Here is a 15,449-nt window from a genome sequence, read left to right as displayed (position 1 = left end):
CCGCGCCGCGGGAAATACCATCCGGCGGGCCGTCGGGGCGGGAGGTGGTATGGCCGACCATGTCACATCCGCGGGCGGGACTTCGTCGCAGGTGGGAGGCGCCGGACCGGCGGGGGATTCCGGTCCGGCGCCTCGCTCGGGAGGGGGGCGTCAGGGGGTGCGGGCGGCCGCGACGGGGACCGGGGGCGTGTCCTCGGCGGGGATGGCGGGTGCCTGCCGGGCCCCGGTGGGCTCGTCGGCCTCGGCCGACCCGATGGCATCGGCGGCCCCGGTGGACCCGGTGGCCCCCGTGGCCCGGCGCAGCTTCGTCGAGGGCCACCAACTGGCCCTGCCCAGGAGGATCATGGCCGAGGGCAGGATCAGGATGCGGATGATGAAGGCGTCCAGGAGCACGGCCACGGCGAGGCTGAAGCCGATCTGCTTCATCTCCGCGAGGTGCAGGAAGACGAAGGTGGAGAACACCGTCACCATCACCACGGCCGCGCTGGTGACGACCTTGGCCGACTTGGCAAGACCGTCGAGCACCGCCTCGCGGGTGGGCATACCGGCGAGCGCCGCCTCCCTGATGCGGCTGACGACGAAGACCTGATAGTCCATCGAGAGCCCGAAGAGGATCACGAACAGGAACAGCGGTACGCGGCTGCCGATCTCGCTGGTGGCGCTCGCCTCGAAGCCGAACAGGGTGGACGCGAGCCCCCACTGGAAGAACACGGTGAGCACGCCGAACGCGGCGGCCACGGACAGCAGGTTGAGGGCGACACCGATGAGCCCGAGGACGACGGAGCCGAAGACGAGGACCGTCATCACGAACGTGACGAGCAGCAGCACACCGAGGATCAGCGGCATCTTGGCGTTCTGGTTGTCGAGGTAGTCGCGGTCGACGGCGATGGGCCCGTCGACTCCGTACTCGGCTCCGGGGACCGTGCCGACGGTGGCGGGGACGTAGTCGTCCCGCAGGTGGGTGAGGGAGTCCTTGGCCTGGTCGGAGCCCAGCTTGAAGGGGACGCGCAGGGTGAGCAGGCTGGTGCGACCGTCCTTGGAGGTGCGCACCTCCAAGGGGGTGCGGGCGAAGTCGGTGTCGGCCTCGGTCTTCTTCTTGAGCGCGGTGAGGGCGTCGGCGACCTCGTCCTGCTGATCCTGCGGGGCGTGTACGACGACCCAGTGCTCGCCGCGCAGCTGCGGGAAGGCGTCGTTGAGGCGGTCGTAGGCGCGCATCTCGGGGATCTGGCGGGAGTGGGTGTCCTTGTTCAGGACGCGCAGCTCCATGCCGAGCGCGGGGGCGGCGAGGCCGAGCATGACGAGCACGGAGACGAGGAGCGTGACCGCGGGGCGCCGCTGCGCGGGCTTGAGCAGGGCCGACCAGACGCGGCCGTTCTTCTCGGGGGTGCGGCGCCTGACGGGCTTGCCGCGCTCCATGGCGCGCCGGGCCCTGCGGTCCATGCGGTGGCCGATCTTCACCAGGAGCGCGGGCAGCACGGTGACGGAGCTGACCATGGCGACGAGCACCACGACGATGGTGCCGGTGGCGAGCGTGGAGAAGATGGTGTCGTCGGCGAGGAAGAGCGTGGCGGTGGAGACGATGACGGCGAGCGCGGAGACGACGACGGCGCGTCCCGAGGTCGCGGCCGCGATGCCGACGAGGGCCTCCGGCGAGAGCCTGCCGCCGGCCAGCTCGCGCTCCTCGCGCTCGCGCTTGAGGTAGAAGAGGGTGTAGTCGACGCCGACGGCCATGCCGATGAGCAGGATCATGTTCATCCCGAGCCCGGAGTCGGGCACCGCGTGCGAGACGACCATCGACAGGCCGACGGCGCCCGCGATCGAGGTGAGCGCGAGCAGCAGCGGCACGCTGATCATGATCAGCGAGCCGAAGACCACGAGCAGCGTCACCAGCGTCACCGGGAACGTGATGAGTTCGGACTTGGTGAGGTCCTTGCCGCGCTGCTTCTCCAGGCCGTACGTCACGGACGCGTCGCCGATCTCCTCGACGACCAGGCCGGGGTGGGCCTTCCGGACGGCGGCGGTCTCGTCCAGGAGCGGTTCGATGTAGTCCTTGGCCTCGCGCTTGGTGCCCTTCATGGACACCTCGACGCGGAGCATCTTCCCGTTGGCCGAGGTCACGGGGTCGCGTACGCCGACGACTTCGGGGAGCCGCTTCATCCGGGCGGTGACGTCCCGGGCGGCGGCCTCGGCCTGCCGGGAGTCCAGGGCGCCGGACTTGGCGTAGATCATCACGTGCTCGGTGGGCCGGTCCTGCACGTCGGCCCGTAAGGCGATGGCCTCGGCGCGGCCGGACTCGCCGACCTGGAAGTCGCCGTCGCCCGCGCGCTGGTTGCCGAGGGCGAGGCCGACGGCGAGGCAGAGGGCGACGAAGGCGAACCATCCGGCGATCGCCCGGCCCGGGTGCAGGGCGCTCCAGTTGGCCACTCTCAAAACGGTCGGCTGCTTCTTCACGGCACCGGCTCCTCAAGCTCGTTCAGTACGTTCTTTCATGTGTAAGTTGAGGATTACAGGTGCCCTGAAGAAGCGTCAACCACGCCTCCGCTTCTGGCCGAGTCCCGCCCCCGAGGGGCGGTCCGGCGCCCGGAACCGGCTGGTCCGTGCGTTGCCCACCGCGAATTCCGGCGGCCGAAAACAGCCATACGCACGGCCGGGAAAGCAAGGGCACGGAGAGGCCCGAAGCTATGCTTGCGAACTCCCTCTGACACATCTCTGACAAGCGCTTGGCGCTTTCTGTGAACGGTCGCGTTCCTTCGCTTCACCTGCGAGTTTCGGCCGATGCTTAAGGACCTGGATCGGCGTTCCCGGCACTCCTAGGCTCATTTTCAATCGTGAAGCCACCCGACGGGAGTCACCAATGCTCAACCGTGTAGTGATTGTTGGCGGCGGAACTGCAGGATGGATGACGGCCTCGTACTTCAAGGCCGCGTTCGGCGACCGAATAGACATCACGCTCGTTGAATCCGGCAACGTGGGCACGGTCGGTGTCGGCGAGGCGACCTTCAGCGATATCCGCCACTTCTTCGAGTTCCTCGGACTCAAGGAGAAGGACTGGATGCCGGCGTGCAACGCCACGTACAAGCTCGCCGTGCGCTTCGAGGACTGGCGCGAGAAAGGGCACTACTTCTACCACCCCTTCGAGCAGATGCGGTCGGTCAACGGCCTGCCGCTGACGGACTGGTGGCTCCAGCAGGGCCCCACGGACCGGTTCGACAAGGACTGCTTCGTGATGGCCTCGGTCATCGACGCCGGGCTCAGCCCGCGCCACCTGGACGGCACCCTGATCGACCAGCCCTTCGACGAGGGCGCGGACGAGATGCAGGGCCTGACGATGTCCGAGCACCAGGGCAAGACCCAGTTCCCCTACGCCTACCAGTTCGAGGCCGCGCTGCTCGCCAAGTACCTGACGAAGTACTCCGTGGAGCGCGGCGTCAAGCACATCGTCGACGACGTCAAGAAGGTCGACCTGGACGAGCGCGGCTGGATCTCCGGCGTCACCACCGGCGACCACGGCTACATCACCGGCGATCTGTACGTCGACTGCACCGGCTTCCGCGGCCTGCTCCTGAACAAGGCCCTGGAGACCCCCTTCATCTCGTACCAGGACACGCTGCCCAACGACAGCGCGGTCGCCCTCCAGGTGCCGATGGACATGCAGAAGCGCGGCATCCTGCCCTGCACCACCGCCACCGCCCAGGACGCGGGCTGGATCTGGACGATCCCCCTCATGGGCCGCGTGGGCACGGGCTATGTGTACGCCAAGGACTACCTCTCGCCCGAGGACGCCGAGCGCACGCTGCGCGAGTTCGTCGGCCCGGCCGCCGCGGACGTGCCCGCCAACCACATCAAGATGCGCATCGGCCGCAGCGAGAACTCCTGGGTGAAGAACTGCGTGGCCATCGGCCTGTCCAGCGGCTTCGTCGAGCCGCTGGAGTCCACCGGCATCTTCTTCATCCACCACGCCATCGAGCAGCTCGCGAAGAACTTCCCCGACGAGACCTGGAACCCCGCGCACCGCGACCTCTACAACGACGCGATCGCCCACGTCATGGACGGCGTACGCGAGTTCCTGGCGCTGCACTACGCCGCCGCCAAGCGCTCCGACACCCAGTACTGGCGCGACACCAAGACCCGCCCGCTGCCCGACGGGCTCGCCGAGCGCATCGAGAAGTGGAAGGTCCAACTGCCCGACTCCGAGACCGTCTTCCCCTACTACCACGGCCTGCCGCCGTACTCGTACATGTGCATCCTGCTCGGCATGGGCGGCATCGACCTGAAGGCGTCGCCCGCCACCCGACTCAGTGAACCCGACGCCGCCGCGCGCGAGTTCGCCGCCATCCGCGAGAAGACCCGGGCCCTCACCTCGGCCCTGCCCCCGGCCTACGACTACTTCGCGCGGATGCGGTGACGCCGGGCTCCCCCGGCCGCGCCACCGACGTCCAGGGCATCCCGGCCACGCGCCCCGCGGCCGGGATGCCCGCCCCCACCGAGCCAGGAAGGCCCTCCCATGAGAGATCCCGCCCTGCAAGTGGCCGCCGAGGCGACGCCCGACGGCTTCCGCACGATGATGAGCCGCTTCCCCACCGGCGTCTGCGTGGTCACCGCGCTCGACGCCGACGGTGAGCCGCGCGGCATGACCTGCTCCGCGGTGTGCAGCGTGTCCATCGACCCGCCCACCCTGCTCGTCTGCCTGCGCGGCGACAGCCCGACCCTGGCCGCCGCCCTCGAATCCGGCGCCTTCACGGTGAACCTCCTGCACGAAGGCGCCCAGGACGTGGCCGAGCTCTTCGCCTCCGGCGACCCCGACCGCTTCCGCACGACGCCCTGGGAGCGGGCACCGGACGGCGCCGGACCCCATCTGATCCGCGACGCGCACACCGTCGCCGACTGCGACGTGGTCCTGACCCAGCGCATGGGCAGCCACGTCACCGTCTTCGGCGAGACCCGCCGGATCACCCAACGCCACGTACAGGAACCGCTGTTGTACGGACTGCGGCAGTTCCGCTCCTGGTCCCGGACCTGACCCGCCGGCCCACGCCCGCCTCTTCGGCCCACGGCCCCAGCGACGCTCCGCGACCCGCCACAAGCCCATTCACTCCCCACGAAGGACGCCATTCATGAGCGGGACCACAAGCCCCGACCCCCAGGAAGTCGTACGGCTCGACGCCGTGCACAAGGTCTACGGCGGCGCCAAGGGCCAGAAGAACCAGGTGGCCGCCCTCGACGGCGTGTCCATCGGCCTCGACCGGGGCACCTTCACCGCGGTGATGGGCCCCTCCGGCTCCGGCAAGAGCACCTTCCTGCACTGCGCCGCGGGCCTGGACCGGCCCACGTCGGGCTCCGTGCGGCTCGACGGCGTGGAGCTGTCCACCCTCAAGGAACGCGCGCTGACCAAGCTCCGCCGCGAGCGGATCGGCTTCATCTTCCAGGCCTTCAACCTGCTGCCCGCGCTCAGCGTGCTCGACAACGTGACGCTGCCGCTGCGGCTCGCGGGCCGCAAGCCCGAGCGGGGGGCCGTGGAAGAGGTCCTGGAGCGGGTCGGGCTCGCCGGGATGCAGGGCCGCCGGCCCGGCGAGCTGTCCGGCGGCCAGCAGCAGCGCGTCGCCATCGCGCGGGCGCTGGTCGCCAAGCCCGCCGTCATCTTCGGCGACGAGCCCACCGGCGCCCTGGACACGCACACCGCCCGCGAAGTCCTCATCCTGCTGCGCGAGTCCGTGCGGTGGGCGCGGCAGACGATCGTGATGGTCACGCACGACCCGGTGGCCGCCGCGCACGCCGACCGCGTCCTGTTCCTCGCCGACGGCCGCATCGTCAGCTCCCTGGAGCAGCCGACGCCGGACCAGGTGGCGGAGCGGATGACGCATCTGGGGGCGTGGGGTTCGGAGCGGGTCGCGCCGGCCGCGGCGGGGCCCGGGGCCGAGCGGAGCGCGCTCGGGGGTGCCGGGGGCGGCCTCGGAGTGGACCGCGGGGCCGGGGCGGACCCGGGTTCCGGGGCGGCCGGTGGGCGGGCCGTGCGGCCGTCCGCGCGGGCCTCCGTGCAGGCGCCCGCGTGGGAGGGCCTGCGATGATCAGGATCGCCCTGCGCACCCTGCGCCACCACCGCAACGGCTTCCTCGCCTCGTTCATCGCGCTGTTCTTCGGCGCCGCGATCGTCGTCGGCTGCGGCGGACTCCTGCAGAGCGCCCTGAAGAGCACGGCCGAGCCCCAGCGGCTCGCCGCCGCGCCCATCCTCGTCAGCGCCGACCAGCGCTATCTCGGTACGCAGAGCGAGGAGCCGTTCGTCGAGCGGGTCCCCGTGGACGCGAAGCTGGCGCAGCGGCTGAGGTCCGTCGACGGCGTCGCCGCGGCGGTGCCCGATGTGTCGTTCCCCGGCGCGCTCGCGTCCGCCGACGGCAAGCGGGCCGCGGCGAAGGTCACCGGCCACGGCTGGTCCTCCGCCAAGCTCACCCCGTACCGCGTCAGCGAAGGCACCGCGCCCTCGAAGCCGGGCCAGGTCGTCCTCGACGAACGCCTCGCCCGGCAGGCCGGTGTCGACCCCGGCGACCGCGTCCGGCTCCTCGTCGGCGGCGGCACCCAGAGCTTCACGGTCTCCGGGCTCGCCCGCGGCGACGGCGGCTCCGGCCGTGTCTTCCTCACCGACGCGCGGGCCGCCGAACTCTCCGCCCGCCCCGGGAAGGCCGACGTCATCGGGGTGTTCCCGCGCCCCGGGGCCGACCCGGCGCAGGTCGCGAAGGCGGTCGAGGAGACCGTGGACAGCCCGGCGCTCACCGTCCTCACCGGCTCCGAGCGTGGCCGCGCCGAGAACCCCGACATCGTCTCCGGCGGCGACGACCTCGTCGCCCTCGCGGCAGCCTTCGGCGGACTGGCCGCGATGGTCACCGTGTTCGTGGTCGCGAGCACCCTCGGCCTGTCCATCCAGCAGCGGCAGCGCGAGATGGCGCTGCTGCGCGCGATCGGCACCACCCCGGGGCAGCTGCGCCGCCTCATCCTCGGCGAGACGCTGCTGCTCACGGTCATCGCGACGGCGCTGGCCTGCGCGCTCGGCCCGCAGTTCGGCCGCGTCCTGCTCGACGCGTTCGCCTCCGCCGGTGTCGTACCGGACACCATGGAGTTCCACCCGGGCCCCGTCCCGCTGATCGCGGGCGCGGCGACGGCCCTGGTCACGGCGGTCGGCGCCGCGTTCATCGCGGCCCGCGGCCCGGCCCGCACCCGGCCCACGGAGGCGCTGGCCGAGGCGGGCCTCGAACGGAGCTGGTTCAGCTGGCCGCGGGTGATCGTCGCGGTGCTCTGCCTCGGCGGCGGCGCCGCGCTCGCGGTGGTCACGGCCGGGATGGACGGGCCGAAGGCGGCCGGGGCCGCGACTCCGGCGGCGATGGTGTGGACGGCAGGGTTCGGGCTGCTCGGGCCGGTGCTCGCGCGGGCCATGACGCGGGGCCTGTTCCGGCCGCTGCGCTCGCTCTCCGGCCTCTCCGGGCGCCTCGCCACGCTCAACTCGCAGGCCCGCACGGCCAGGTTCGCGGGCGCGGTGATGCCGGTGATGCTCGCCACCGGCCTGGCCATCGCCCTGATCTACATGCAGACCACCAACTCCCGGGGCGCGGAGCGGGCGTTCGACGACAGCCTGCGCGCCGACCTGGCCGTGACCTCCGACGCCGGGGGCCTGCCCCTGGACATGGTGGAGACGGTGCGGCGCCAGCCCGGCGTGGCCGCGGCGTCCGCGCAGGTCTCCAGCAGGGGGTACGTCGAGCCGAGGACACCGGTCGAGCCCACCGCGGACAGCGGTGAGGGCGCGGCCGACCCGCCCGAGATGGCCCTCGCGGGCGTCACGCCCGAGGGCATCTCGAAGACGACGGCGTTCCGCGCGACCGAGGGCAGCCTCGACGCGCTGCGCGGCGAGTCCGTGGCCCTGCCGACGCGTTACACCGACGGCCACCGCATCGGCGACATGGTCCCGATGCGGCTCGGCGACGGCAGCCTGGTCAAGCTCAAGCTGGTGGCCACGGTCAAGGGCGAGCGGGGGTACGAGACGGCGCTGCTGCCCGCCGCGTTCCTCGCCCGGCACACGGACTCCGGCCTGATCCCCCGCATCATGGTGACGGCGGAGCCCGGCACGGACCGCGCCGAGCTGACCTCCACCCTCTCCGCGCTCTCCGACGACCGGCCCGGTCTGCGGGTCACCACCCGCGACACCCTGGCCGCCGCGCAGGCCGAACAGGACGACACCCAGGCGTGGATGGCGTACCTGGTCCTCGGCGTGGTCGTCGGCTACGCGGTGATCGCCCTGGTCAACACCCAGGCCCTGGCGACCACGGAACGCCGCCGCGAGTTCATGCTGCAACGCCTCATCGGCGCGACCCGCCGCCAGGTGATGCAGATGATGGCGATGGAGGCCGCCCTGGTCTCCCTGGCCGGCATCCTCCTCGGCTCCCTGGTCGCGGCCCTCACCCTGGTCCCCCTGAGCCTGAGCGTCCTGGGCACGGCCACCCCCGAGGGCTCCCCCTGGATCTTCGCCACGGTCGTCTCGGCGGCCTTCGCCCTGACCCTGGCGACCACCCTGATCTCCGCCCTGACAGTCCTGAGGAACCGGCCGGTGGAGGCGGTGGGGGTACGGGAGTAGGCCCTGCGGGGGCTGGCCTGCGGCCTTGTGGGGACCCGGCACACGTGAAGGTGCGTGTGCCGGGTCCCCGGCTTTGCGGGGCCCGGCTTTGCGGGGCCCGGCTTTGCGGGGCCCGGCTTTGCGGGGCCCGGCTTTGCGGGGGGGCGCTGCGGCCCGGCCGCTCTTGGGGGTGCGCGCGGATAGGACACCTCGGTGGTGCGCGCGGGACGGGCGCCCTCGGTCGTGCACGCGGGACGGGCGGAAACGCCGAAGCAGCCCTCATCGAGGGCTGCTTCGTGACGAACGGGGGCGTCGCTTACGACGCGTGGCGGACCGCCCGCTGGGCCGGTATGGCGTCCACGACGCGGAGGCGGGTGGACTGGGGGCCGCGGCGGCGGGGGGTGTGCTCGGCGGCCTGGGCGGGGCGGGTGGTCATGCCCTTGAGGAGGGCCACGCCCAGGGGGGTGAGGGTGTGCAGGACCGTGTTGCGGATGCGGCGGGTGGTGATGAGGCCGGTCTGGCGGAGCACCGCCGTGTGCTGGCTGGCTCCGGCCGCGGAGATGCCGAGGCGGTCGGCGAGCTGGCTGGTGGTGCAGCTGGCCCGCAGGACGTGCAGGGCCGCGGCGCGGGTCTGGCCGACCAGGGCGCCGAGGCTCTGGGTGCTCTCCTCGGGCTCCGGCTCGTCCCACAGTGCCGCCGCCTGCTGTACGTCGGGGGGCGTGGCGAACGCCAGGACGACCGGGCTGTTCTCGCCGAGCTTGCGGGTGACGCGGCCCGCGCGGTGGTTCAGGAACACCGACGGCGTGAGGACGAGGCCGCGCCCGTCGAGGTAGATGTCCTCGTCGGGGCCGTCGTGGATCTCCAGGACCGGCGCCTTCCACGTCATCTTGGAGTGCAGGGTCGCCAGGAGCAGCTCGACGCCGCCCGCCATCACGACCCGGCCGCGCGCGTCGCACTCGGCCTCCAGGTAGGCCACGATCCGGTCCCAGTACGGCGCCACGACCGCCTTCCACAGCTGCGACAGGTCCCCGGCCGCCTCCTGCGTCGGCAGCTGCGGGACCGGCGCCGCCGCGTCCAGGAGCTCACCGCTCATCGCCCGGTCGGAACGCTCGATGCTCCGCAGCAGGGAGTCCAGGTCGCCCGTGCCGGACAGCAGTCCCGGCCGCTGCGCCAGCGCCTTGCCGACCTGGCTGCGCCAGCGCGCGAACGGCGCCGGAACGCCGCGGCCGAGCAGCCCGCAGGCGAACGCCGTCTCCGCCAGCGGCCCGGCCGTCGTCTTCAGTCGCGTCCGCGCGAAGTCCGCGGCGGTGAAGTGGATTCGTTGCATGGCGATGCCCCCAGGTGTCCGCGTGCCCCGTGTCCCGTGTCCCGTGTGGGTCCCGCGCGAAGAGAAAGAGAAGAAGAGAGAAGAAGAGAGAAGGAGGTGGAGAAGGAGAAGAAGAGAGAGGAGGTGGTGGCGGAGGCCGGCCCCGGTGCGGCCCCCGCCGTTCGGGCCGTCGCGCCGACCTACGCCGACTTGCCCGTGAGCGTCACGAACACCTCGTCGAGCGTCGGCCTGCGCAGCGCGAAGTCGGCCACCTCCACGCCCTGTTGGCGCAGGGCCACCGCCGCGTTCGCGAGGCCTCCCATGCCGTCGCTCAGGGCGATGGATATGAGGCCGCCGTCGGCGTCCACGGACGGCTCGTCGGCCGACACCCCGCGCAGCGCGGCCACCGCGGCGGCCAGGCCGTCCGGGCGCGCCACCGACACTTCGAGGCGCTCCTCGCCGACCTTCCGCTTCAGCTCGTCCGGTGTGCCGTCGGCGATGACGCGGCCGGAGTCGATGACGGTGATCCGGTCGGCCAGGAAGTCGGCCTCCTCCAGATACTGCGTGGTGAGCAGCACCGTCATCCCGTCCGCCACCAGCTCACGCACCACGTTCCACAGCGCCATCCGGCTCACCGGGTCGAGTCCCGTCGTCGGCTCGTCCAGGAACAGCACCGACGGCGTCGCGACCAGGCACGCGGCCAGGTCGAGCCGGCGCCGCATGCCTCCGGAGTACGTCCGCGCCGGGCGGTCCGCCGCGGCCGTCAGGTCGAAGCGGTCGAGCAGGTCGTGGGCGCGCTGCCGGGCGGCCCGACGGCCCAGGTGGAGCAGTGTCCCGATGAGGACCAGGTTCTCGCGGCCCGTGAGGTGTTCGTCCACGGCGGCGTACTGCCCCGCCAGGCCGATCCTGCGCCGCACCTCACGCGCCTCGCGCACCACGTCGAACCCGGCGACCTCGGCGCGGCCGCCGTCCGGTTCGAGCAGCGTCGCCAGCATCCGCACGGTCGTCGTCTTGCCCGCGCCGTTCGGCCCGAGCAGCCCGAGCACCGTTCCGCTCGGCACCTCCAGGTCGACCCCGCCGAGCGCCTCGGTCTGCTCGTAGCGCTTGCGCAGACCCTCCGCCCGAATCGCCATGCCCACGAGTACTCCTCAAGGTCCGGTGGCCGACGGCTGTCAGGCGGCGTTGGCGTCCGCGGCCGCGCGCAGGCCGCGCGGGCGCATGTCCGTCCAGTGCGCCTCGACGTACGCGAGGGCGTCCGCGCGCGGGCTCTCGCCGAGCGCCACCGTCCAGCCCTCCGGCCGCTCGGCGAACGCGGGCCACAGGGAGTGCTGGCCCTCGTCGTTCACCAGCACGAGGAAGGAACCGTCCGGGTCCTCAAAGGGGTTCGACACGTCGCACACTCCGTATCCGAGTAGTCAGGTGGCGGGCCTGGCACCTGGTCCCGAAGCGCGCTCCCGGCCCGTACCGCCATGTTCTCGGCACGGCTCTGACAAGGTTCTGACGTCCCGCTGATCAGGCAGGGCGGGGCGGCCGGTCCCCGGTCCCGGCCTCAGGCGCCGGACGGGCTCATATGCCGCGCTCCAACTGGCGTCGCGTCGCCGCCACATCGCACTTGCCATTGGCGTTGAAGACGATGTCCGGGACCACCCGCACCGACTCCGGGACCAGGGCCGACGGCAGCTTCTCGGCTAGGGCTTCCCGGACCGTGTCCGGGAAGTCGGAGACGGGGGCCCGGTCGGCGGGGGCGGCGGTCGCGGAGGCGGGGGCCGTGGCGTCCTTGGTGCGGATGAAGAGTTCCAGCGTGTCGACCGGGCCCCGGACTATGTCGAAGGCCGCGTCGGCCACCCCCGGCACCGCCAGGACGTGGTGGCGAAGCTCCCCCAGTTCCACACGGTGGCCGTTGACCTTCAACTGGTCGTCGCCGCGGCCCAGATAGAGCAGGGCGCCCTCGGGCAGCAGCTCCACCATGTCCCCGGTGCGATACGCCCGGCCCGCCGCGCCGCCCAGGTCCCGCTCGTCGAGGAACTTCGCACCGGTGTCCCGGCCCCCGAGATACCCGGCGGCCACCGCGCGGCCCGCGATCACCAGCTCGCCCGGCTGCCCCGGCGCCACCGGCCGCAGCTGGTCGTCGACCACGTACGCCCGGGTGTTCCAGGCGGGGGCGCCGATCGGCACCGTCGGCGTCGTGGGCACGTGGGCGCTGTCGAAGGCGTACGCGCAGCAGCCGATCGTCGTCTCCGTCGGGCCGTAGTGGTTGACCAGGCGCACCCCGTCGAGGCGGTCGCCTAGCGAGGCGATCAGGGCCGGGTCGAGGCCCTCGCCGCCGAACATCAGCAGCCGCGTCGCGAGGTCGTACCGCGGCGGCTCCGCGAGGACGTCGAAGAACCGGGCGTGCGACGGCGTCAGCTTCACGAACGTGTAAGGGTCCTCGCGGGCGCCGAAGAGCGTCTCCTGGTCGTGCAGCCCGGACACCGTCACCACCCGCAGGCCCCGCGCCAGCGGCACCCACAGCGACGTCATCGCCAGGTCGAACCCGAGGCTCGCGAACAGCGGGCTGCCGCTGCCGCCCACGCCGACCAGCTCACCGCACCAGGACACATAGTTGGCCAGCGACGCGTGCGGCACCATGACGCCCTTGGGCGCCCCGGTCGACCCGGACGTGAACACCACATACGCGATGTCCTCCGGTCCGGGCAGCACCCGCTCCGGCGGCGCGACGACCCCCGCCCCGCCCACCGGGCCACCGCCCCCGACCGAACCCGCCGAACCCGCCGAACCCGCCGAACCCAGCGCACCGGACGCACCCCCCGCGCCCGCCCCCAGCAGTTCCCCCACATCCAGCACAGGCACCCGCACCTCCGGCAGCCTGGCCGCGGCCGGGCCGCCGTCGTGGAGCAGCGCCGCCGGGTCGGCACCGGCCAGGACGGCAGCGGTGCGGTCGCCGGGGTGCGCCGGGTCGATCGGCACATACGCGGCGCCCAGCGCCATCACCGCCAGCGCCCCGGTCACCACCCCGGCCGTACGGTCGGCCCACAGCGCGACGCGGTCGCCGGGGCCGACCCCCGCCTCCTCAAGACCGGCCGCCACGGACAGGACTCCGCACCACAGTTGACGGAACGTCACGACCCGTCCGGCCGACTCCACGGCCACCGCGTCCGGCCGCAGCCGCGCGTGGTCCCGCACCATCCGCACCACCGAGTCGGTCTCGACCCGGCGCACCGCGCCGGACAGCATGCTGGGGTGTGCCACTGACGACACGGTCGACGTCACCATCGTCACTCCACTCCTGTCATCGGGCCGGGCCCTGCCCGGTCATCGCGCCGGGACATCCCCGGCGCCGCTGGTCGCCCGCACCTGTATGAGGTGCCCCGGGCGCTGTGGGTCGTGCTTCGTGGCGGGCCGTCGGTCCACCTGCTCCGGCCCCTGCGTAGGCCCCTCCGCCGCCATCCGGCGCAGCTCCGCCGTCACCACCGCGAGCAGCAGCACGTCGAGGACCAGGTCCTGGACGGCGGAGAACTGGTGGATCGTGAAGTTCAGGACCTGGCCCGGGAGCAGGTCGATGAGGACGCCGGTGCGCAGGGCGCGGAAGGCCGCGCCGCGGTCGCGGCGCAGCTTGCGGACCGCGTACACATACAGCCCCCAGGTGACCGTCGCGCAGGCCAGGGCCACCACCAGCGCGTTCCACTCGCGCTCGCTGTCCGGGCCGCCGAGGCCGCTGGCCGCGAGGCGGCCGAGGCGCAGGAAGCCGAACAGCACCGCGAGGACCACCGCGGCCCTGACCACGCCGGCGCGGTCCGCGAGGCCACCGAGCCGGTCGGACAGCGCGTCCCGGGCCCCGCGCCACGCGGCGGGCCTCGGCTCCCGCAGGGGCAGCGTGCCGAGCGCCCGCAGCAGCGCGCGGTCGGTCTCCCGCGGCGAACCCTCCAGGAGCTGCCGGGCCTTGGCCGCCTCGGCCGCCGTCAGGCCGTCCTCCACGCCGTGCAGCAGCAGCTCGGCCGCCTGGGAGGAGCGGGTGGCCTCGATGTGGTCGCCCCGGCCGTCGCCCGGCACCCCGTCGTCCGCGCGCCAGGCTATGACGACCAGGACCGCGAAGCTCAGGTAGATCAGCCCGGCCGCCGGAGCGTACAGATACCCCTCGTTCGACACCTGCTTGCCGACCTGGTCGATGAACAGGCCGAAGCCGATGCCGCCGACCGCGGCCCCGGCTGTCCGCAGCCGACGCCCGGCGAGCCCGAGCAGGGCCACCTGGCTCACGGCCATGAGCAGGCCGCCCCACAGCATGTGCGAGATGTGCACTGTGGCGTCCGGGTCCTTGCTGCCCAGCTTGGGATATCCGGCGAGCGCGAGGAACGCCCGCGTGAGCAGGACGGTGAGGATCCCCGACATCACGAACAGCCGCAGCAGGGGCGCCGAAGTGGCGGACCTGCGAGCGCCGATGGAGGTCAGTGGCTTCATGATTCGAGTGTCCCGGCGCCGCCCCGTCCACCGGATCCGGACTTTCCCCCACCCCACCCCGATCCGCCCCCTACGGGTCCCCTCGAACAGATCACCCGGCGCATCATCCGCCGCACTACCGCGCCCAGTTCGGTCGTCGGGTCCCCCAAGTCGAAGGGCAGGTCGAAGTGGTGGCGCCCCCGCACCACGAGGTCCGTCACCTCGGCCCCGCCCAGGCGGACCCGACGCACGAACTCCCTTTGCTGACGCGCGAATTCGTCGGTCTCGTTCTCACCTCGGGCGACGACGAGCGGAGGCAGATCCAGGCCGACGGGCCCCGCCCCCCGAAGCACTCCCTCGGGGCCGGTCGGCCCCGCCCCGCAGAGCGCTCCCCCGGCCCCGGGCAGCAGCCGCATCGGGCTGCACTCCCGCGCCTCCTCATCGTCCATCCCCAGCGCGTCGTTCACGTACGTGTGCCGCAGCAGCTCCAGGTCGTACACCCCGCTGATCAGCGTGGCCGAGGACACCGCGGCGGACGGCCCGGTGCCCGCGCGCCGCCAGCCCTCGGTGTCGAGCAGCGCCGAGGCGACCAGGTGCGCACCGGCCGAGTGCCCGGCCAGGTGGACCGCGCCCGGCGCCCCCGGCAGGCCCACGAGCCCGGTGCAGACGCGGCGCAGGGACTCGGTCGCCGCCGCCGTGACCTGCCGCATCGAGTGCGCGGGCGCGAGGCCGTAGCCGAGGGCGGCGAACGCGATACCCGCGGCGACGAAGTCCCGGGCGGCGAAGGCGGCTTCGGACTTGCTGAGCTCCTGCCAGTACCCGCCGTGCACGAAGACGAGCAGCGGGGCGCCCGGGTCGGCGGCGGGGAAGTAGTCGAAGGTCTGCTCGGGCAGCGGGCCGCAGCTCAGGTCCCGGTGGACGGTCAGGGTGGCGCGGGCACGTGCGCTGTCGGCCGCGTACCGGTCGAGGTGGGCGCTGAGGTCGTCCACGCGGGAGCTCGGGGAGAACTCCCGGTCGAGTTCCCGCCGCTCACCCGCCGTCCGGGGCACACCCGGCCGACCGGACGCGCAAGGCTCACTGAAGTCGTCCGACCCACCAGCCGCACCCACCTCAGCA

11 protein-coding genes are annotated in these 15,449 nt (G+C 72.8%); 4 read left to right on the top strand and 7 right to left on the bottom strand.

The window, feature by feature from the left end; genetic code table 11:
* Positions 1 to 150: 150 nt before the first annotated feature.
* Entirely contained in the window at positions 151 to 2,451 is a 2,301-nt protein-coding gene (locus ACZ6AA_RS17105; protein WP_471458676.1) for an MMPL family transporter, read from the bottom strand.
* Between the two features lie 403 nt (positions 2,452 to 2,854).
* On the opposite strand from ACZ6AA_RS17105, the gene ACZ6AA_RS17100 reads away from it, so the two are divergent.
* From ACZ6AA_RS17100 to ACZ6AA_RS17085, 4 genes are all read left to right on the top strand, one after another.
* Positions 2,855 to 4,405 (top strand): tryptophan halogenase family protein, encoded by a 1,551-nt coding sequence (locus tag ACZ6AA_RS17100; protein ID WP_471458674.1) that lies wholly within the window; start codon positions 2,855 to 2,857, stop codon positions 4,403 to 4,405.
* A gap of 99 nt (positions 4,406 to 4,504) precedes the next feature.
* Positions 4,505 to 5,020 (top strand): flavin reductase family protein, encoded by a 516-nt coding sequence (locus ACZ6AA_RS17095; protein WP_468449905.1) that lies wholly within the window; start codon positions 4,505 to 4,507, stop codon positions 5,018 to 5,020.
* Positions 5,021 to 5,114: 94 nt separating this feature from the next.
* The gene (locus ACZ6AA_RS17090; RefSeq protein ID WP_468483261.1) at positions 5,115 to 6,065 is read left to right on the top strand and encodes an ABC transporter ATP-binding protein; all 951 of its coding nucleotides are present in this window, start codon (positions 5,115 to 5,117) and stop codon (positions 6,063 to 6,065) included.
* Positions 6,062 to 8,614, top strand: coding sequence for an FtsX-like permease family protein (locus ACZ6AA_RS17085; RefSeq protein WP_468449906.1), 2,553 nt, complete (start codon positions 6,062 to 6,064; stop codon positions 8,612 to 8,614). The genes ACZ6AA_RS17090 and ACZ6AA_RS17085 overlap by 4 nt, the downstream gene beginning before the upstream one ends.
* Before the next feature lie 295 nt (positions 8,615 to 8,909).
* Here the strand turns inward: ACZ6AA_RS17085 and ACZ6AA_RS17080 are convergent, their stop codons facing one another.
* The 6 genes from ACZ6AA_RS17080 to ACZ6AA_RS17055 form a co-directional block, all read right to left on the bottom strand.
* Entirely contained in the window at positions 8,910 to 9,920 is a 1,011-nt protein-coding gene (locus ACZ6AA_RS17080; RefSeq protein WP_468449907.1) for an ArsR/SmtB family transcription factor, read from the bottom strand.
* Positions 9,921 to 10,099: 179 nt separating this feature from the next.
* On the bottom strand, positions 10,100 to 11,032 hold the full coding sequence (locus tag ACZ6AA_RS17075) for an ATP-binding cassette domain-containing protein (RefSeq protein ID WP_468449908.1): 933 nt from the start codon (positions 11,030 to 11,032) through the stop codon (positions 10,100 to 10,102).
* A gap of 39 nt (positions 11,033 to 11,071) precedes the next feature.
* Positions 11,072 to 11,290: an MbtH family protein gene (locus tag ACZ6AA_RS17070; RefSeq protein WP_468449909.1), complete on the bottom strand. Its 219-nt coding sequence runs from the start codon at positions 11,288 to 11,290 to the stop codon at positions 11,072 to 11,074.
* 175 nt (positions 11,291 to 11,465) lie between these two features.
* Positions 11,466 to 13,148 (bottom strand): amino acid adenylation domain-containing protein, encoded by a 1,683-nt coding sequence (locus ACZ6AA_RS17065; protein ID WP_471458671.1) that lies wholly within the window; start codon positions 13,146 to 13,148, stop codon positions 11,466 to 11,468.
* A 63-nt stretch (positions 13,149 to 13,211) separates the two neighbouring features.
* The gene (locus tag ACZ6AA_RS17060; RefSeq protein ID WP_471458669.1) at positions 13,212 to 14,354 is read right to left on the bottom strand and encodes a hypothetical protein; all 1,143 of its coding nucleotides are present in this window, start codon (positions 14,352 to 14,354) and stop codon (positions 13,212 to 13,214) included.
* Positions 14,351 to 15,382, bottom strand: a complete 1,032-nt coding sequence (locus ACZ6AA_RS17055) for an alpha/beta hydrolase (protein ID WP_471458667.1) — start codon at positions 15,380 to 15,382, stop codon at positions 14,351 to 14,353. Before ACZ6AA_RS17055 ends, ACZ6AA_RS17060 begins: the two co-directional genes overlap by 4 nt.
* Between the last annotated feature and the right edge of the window lie 67 nt (positions 15,383 to 15,449).

This window comes from Streptomyces sp. NPDC040610, assembly GCF_055594065.1.
Note: the sequence above shows the minus strand (reverse complement) of the source record. Positions and strands in the feature narration are given on the sequence as shown.

Bases quoted from the DNA above. Each gene is read 5' to 3' on its own strand.
- ACZ6AA_RS17100 (WP_471458674.1), top strand. From the start codon at position 2,855: ATGCTCAACCGTGTAGTGATTGTTGGCGGCGGAACTGCAGGATGGATG.
- ACZ6AA_RS17095 (WP_468449905.1), top strand. From the start codon at position 4,505: ATGAGAGATCCCGCCCTGCAAGTGGCCGCCGAGGCGACGCCCGACGGC.
- ACZ6AA_RS17090 (WP_468483261.1), top strand. From the start codon at position 5,115: ATGAGCGGGACCACAAGCCCCGACCCCCAGGAAGTCGTACGGCTCGAC.
- ACZ6AA_RS17085 (WP_468449906.1), top strand. From the start codon at position 6,062: ATGATCAGGATCGCCCTGCGCACCCTGCGCCACCACCGCAACGGCTTC.
- ACZ6AA_RS17080 (WP_468449907.1), bottom strand. From the start codon at position 9,920: ATGCAACGAATCCACTTCACCGCCGCGGACTTCGCGCGGACGCGACTG.
- ACZ6AA_RS17075 (WP_468449908.1), bottom strand. From the start codon at position 11,032: ATGGCGATTCGGGCGGAGGGTCTGCGCAAGCGCTACGAGCAGACCGAG.
- ACZ6AA_RS17060 (WP_471458669.1), bottom strand. From the start codon at position 14,354: ATGAAGCCACTGACCTCCATCGGCGCTCGCAGGTCCGCCACTTCGGCG.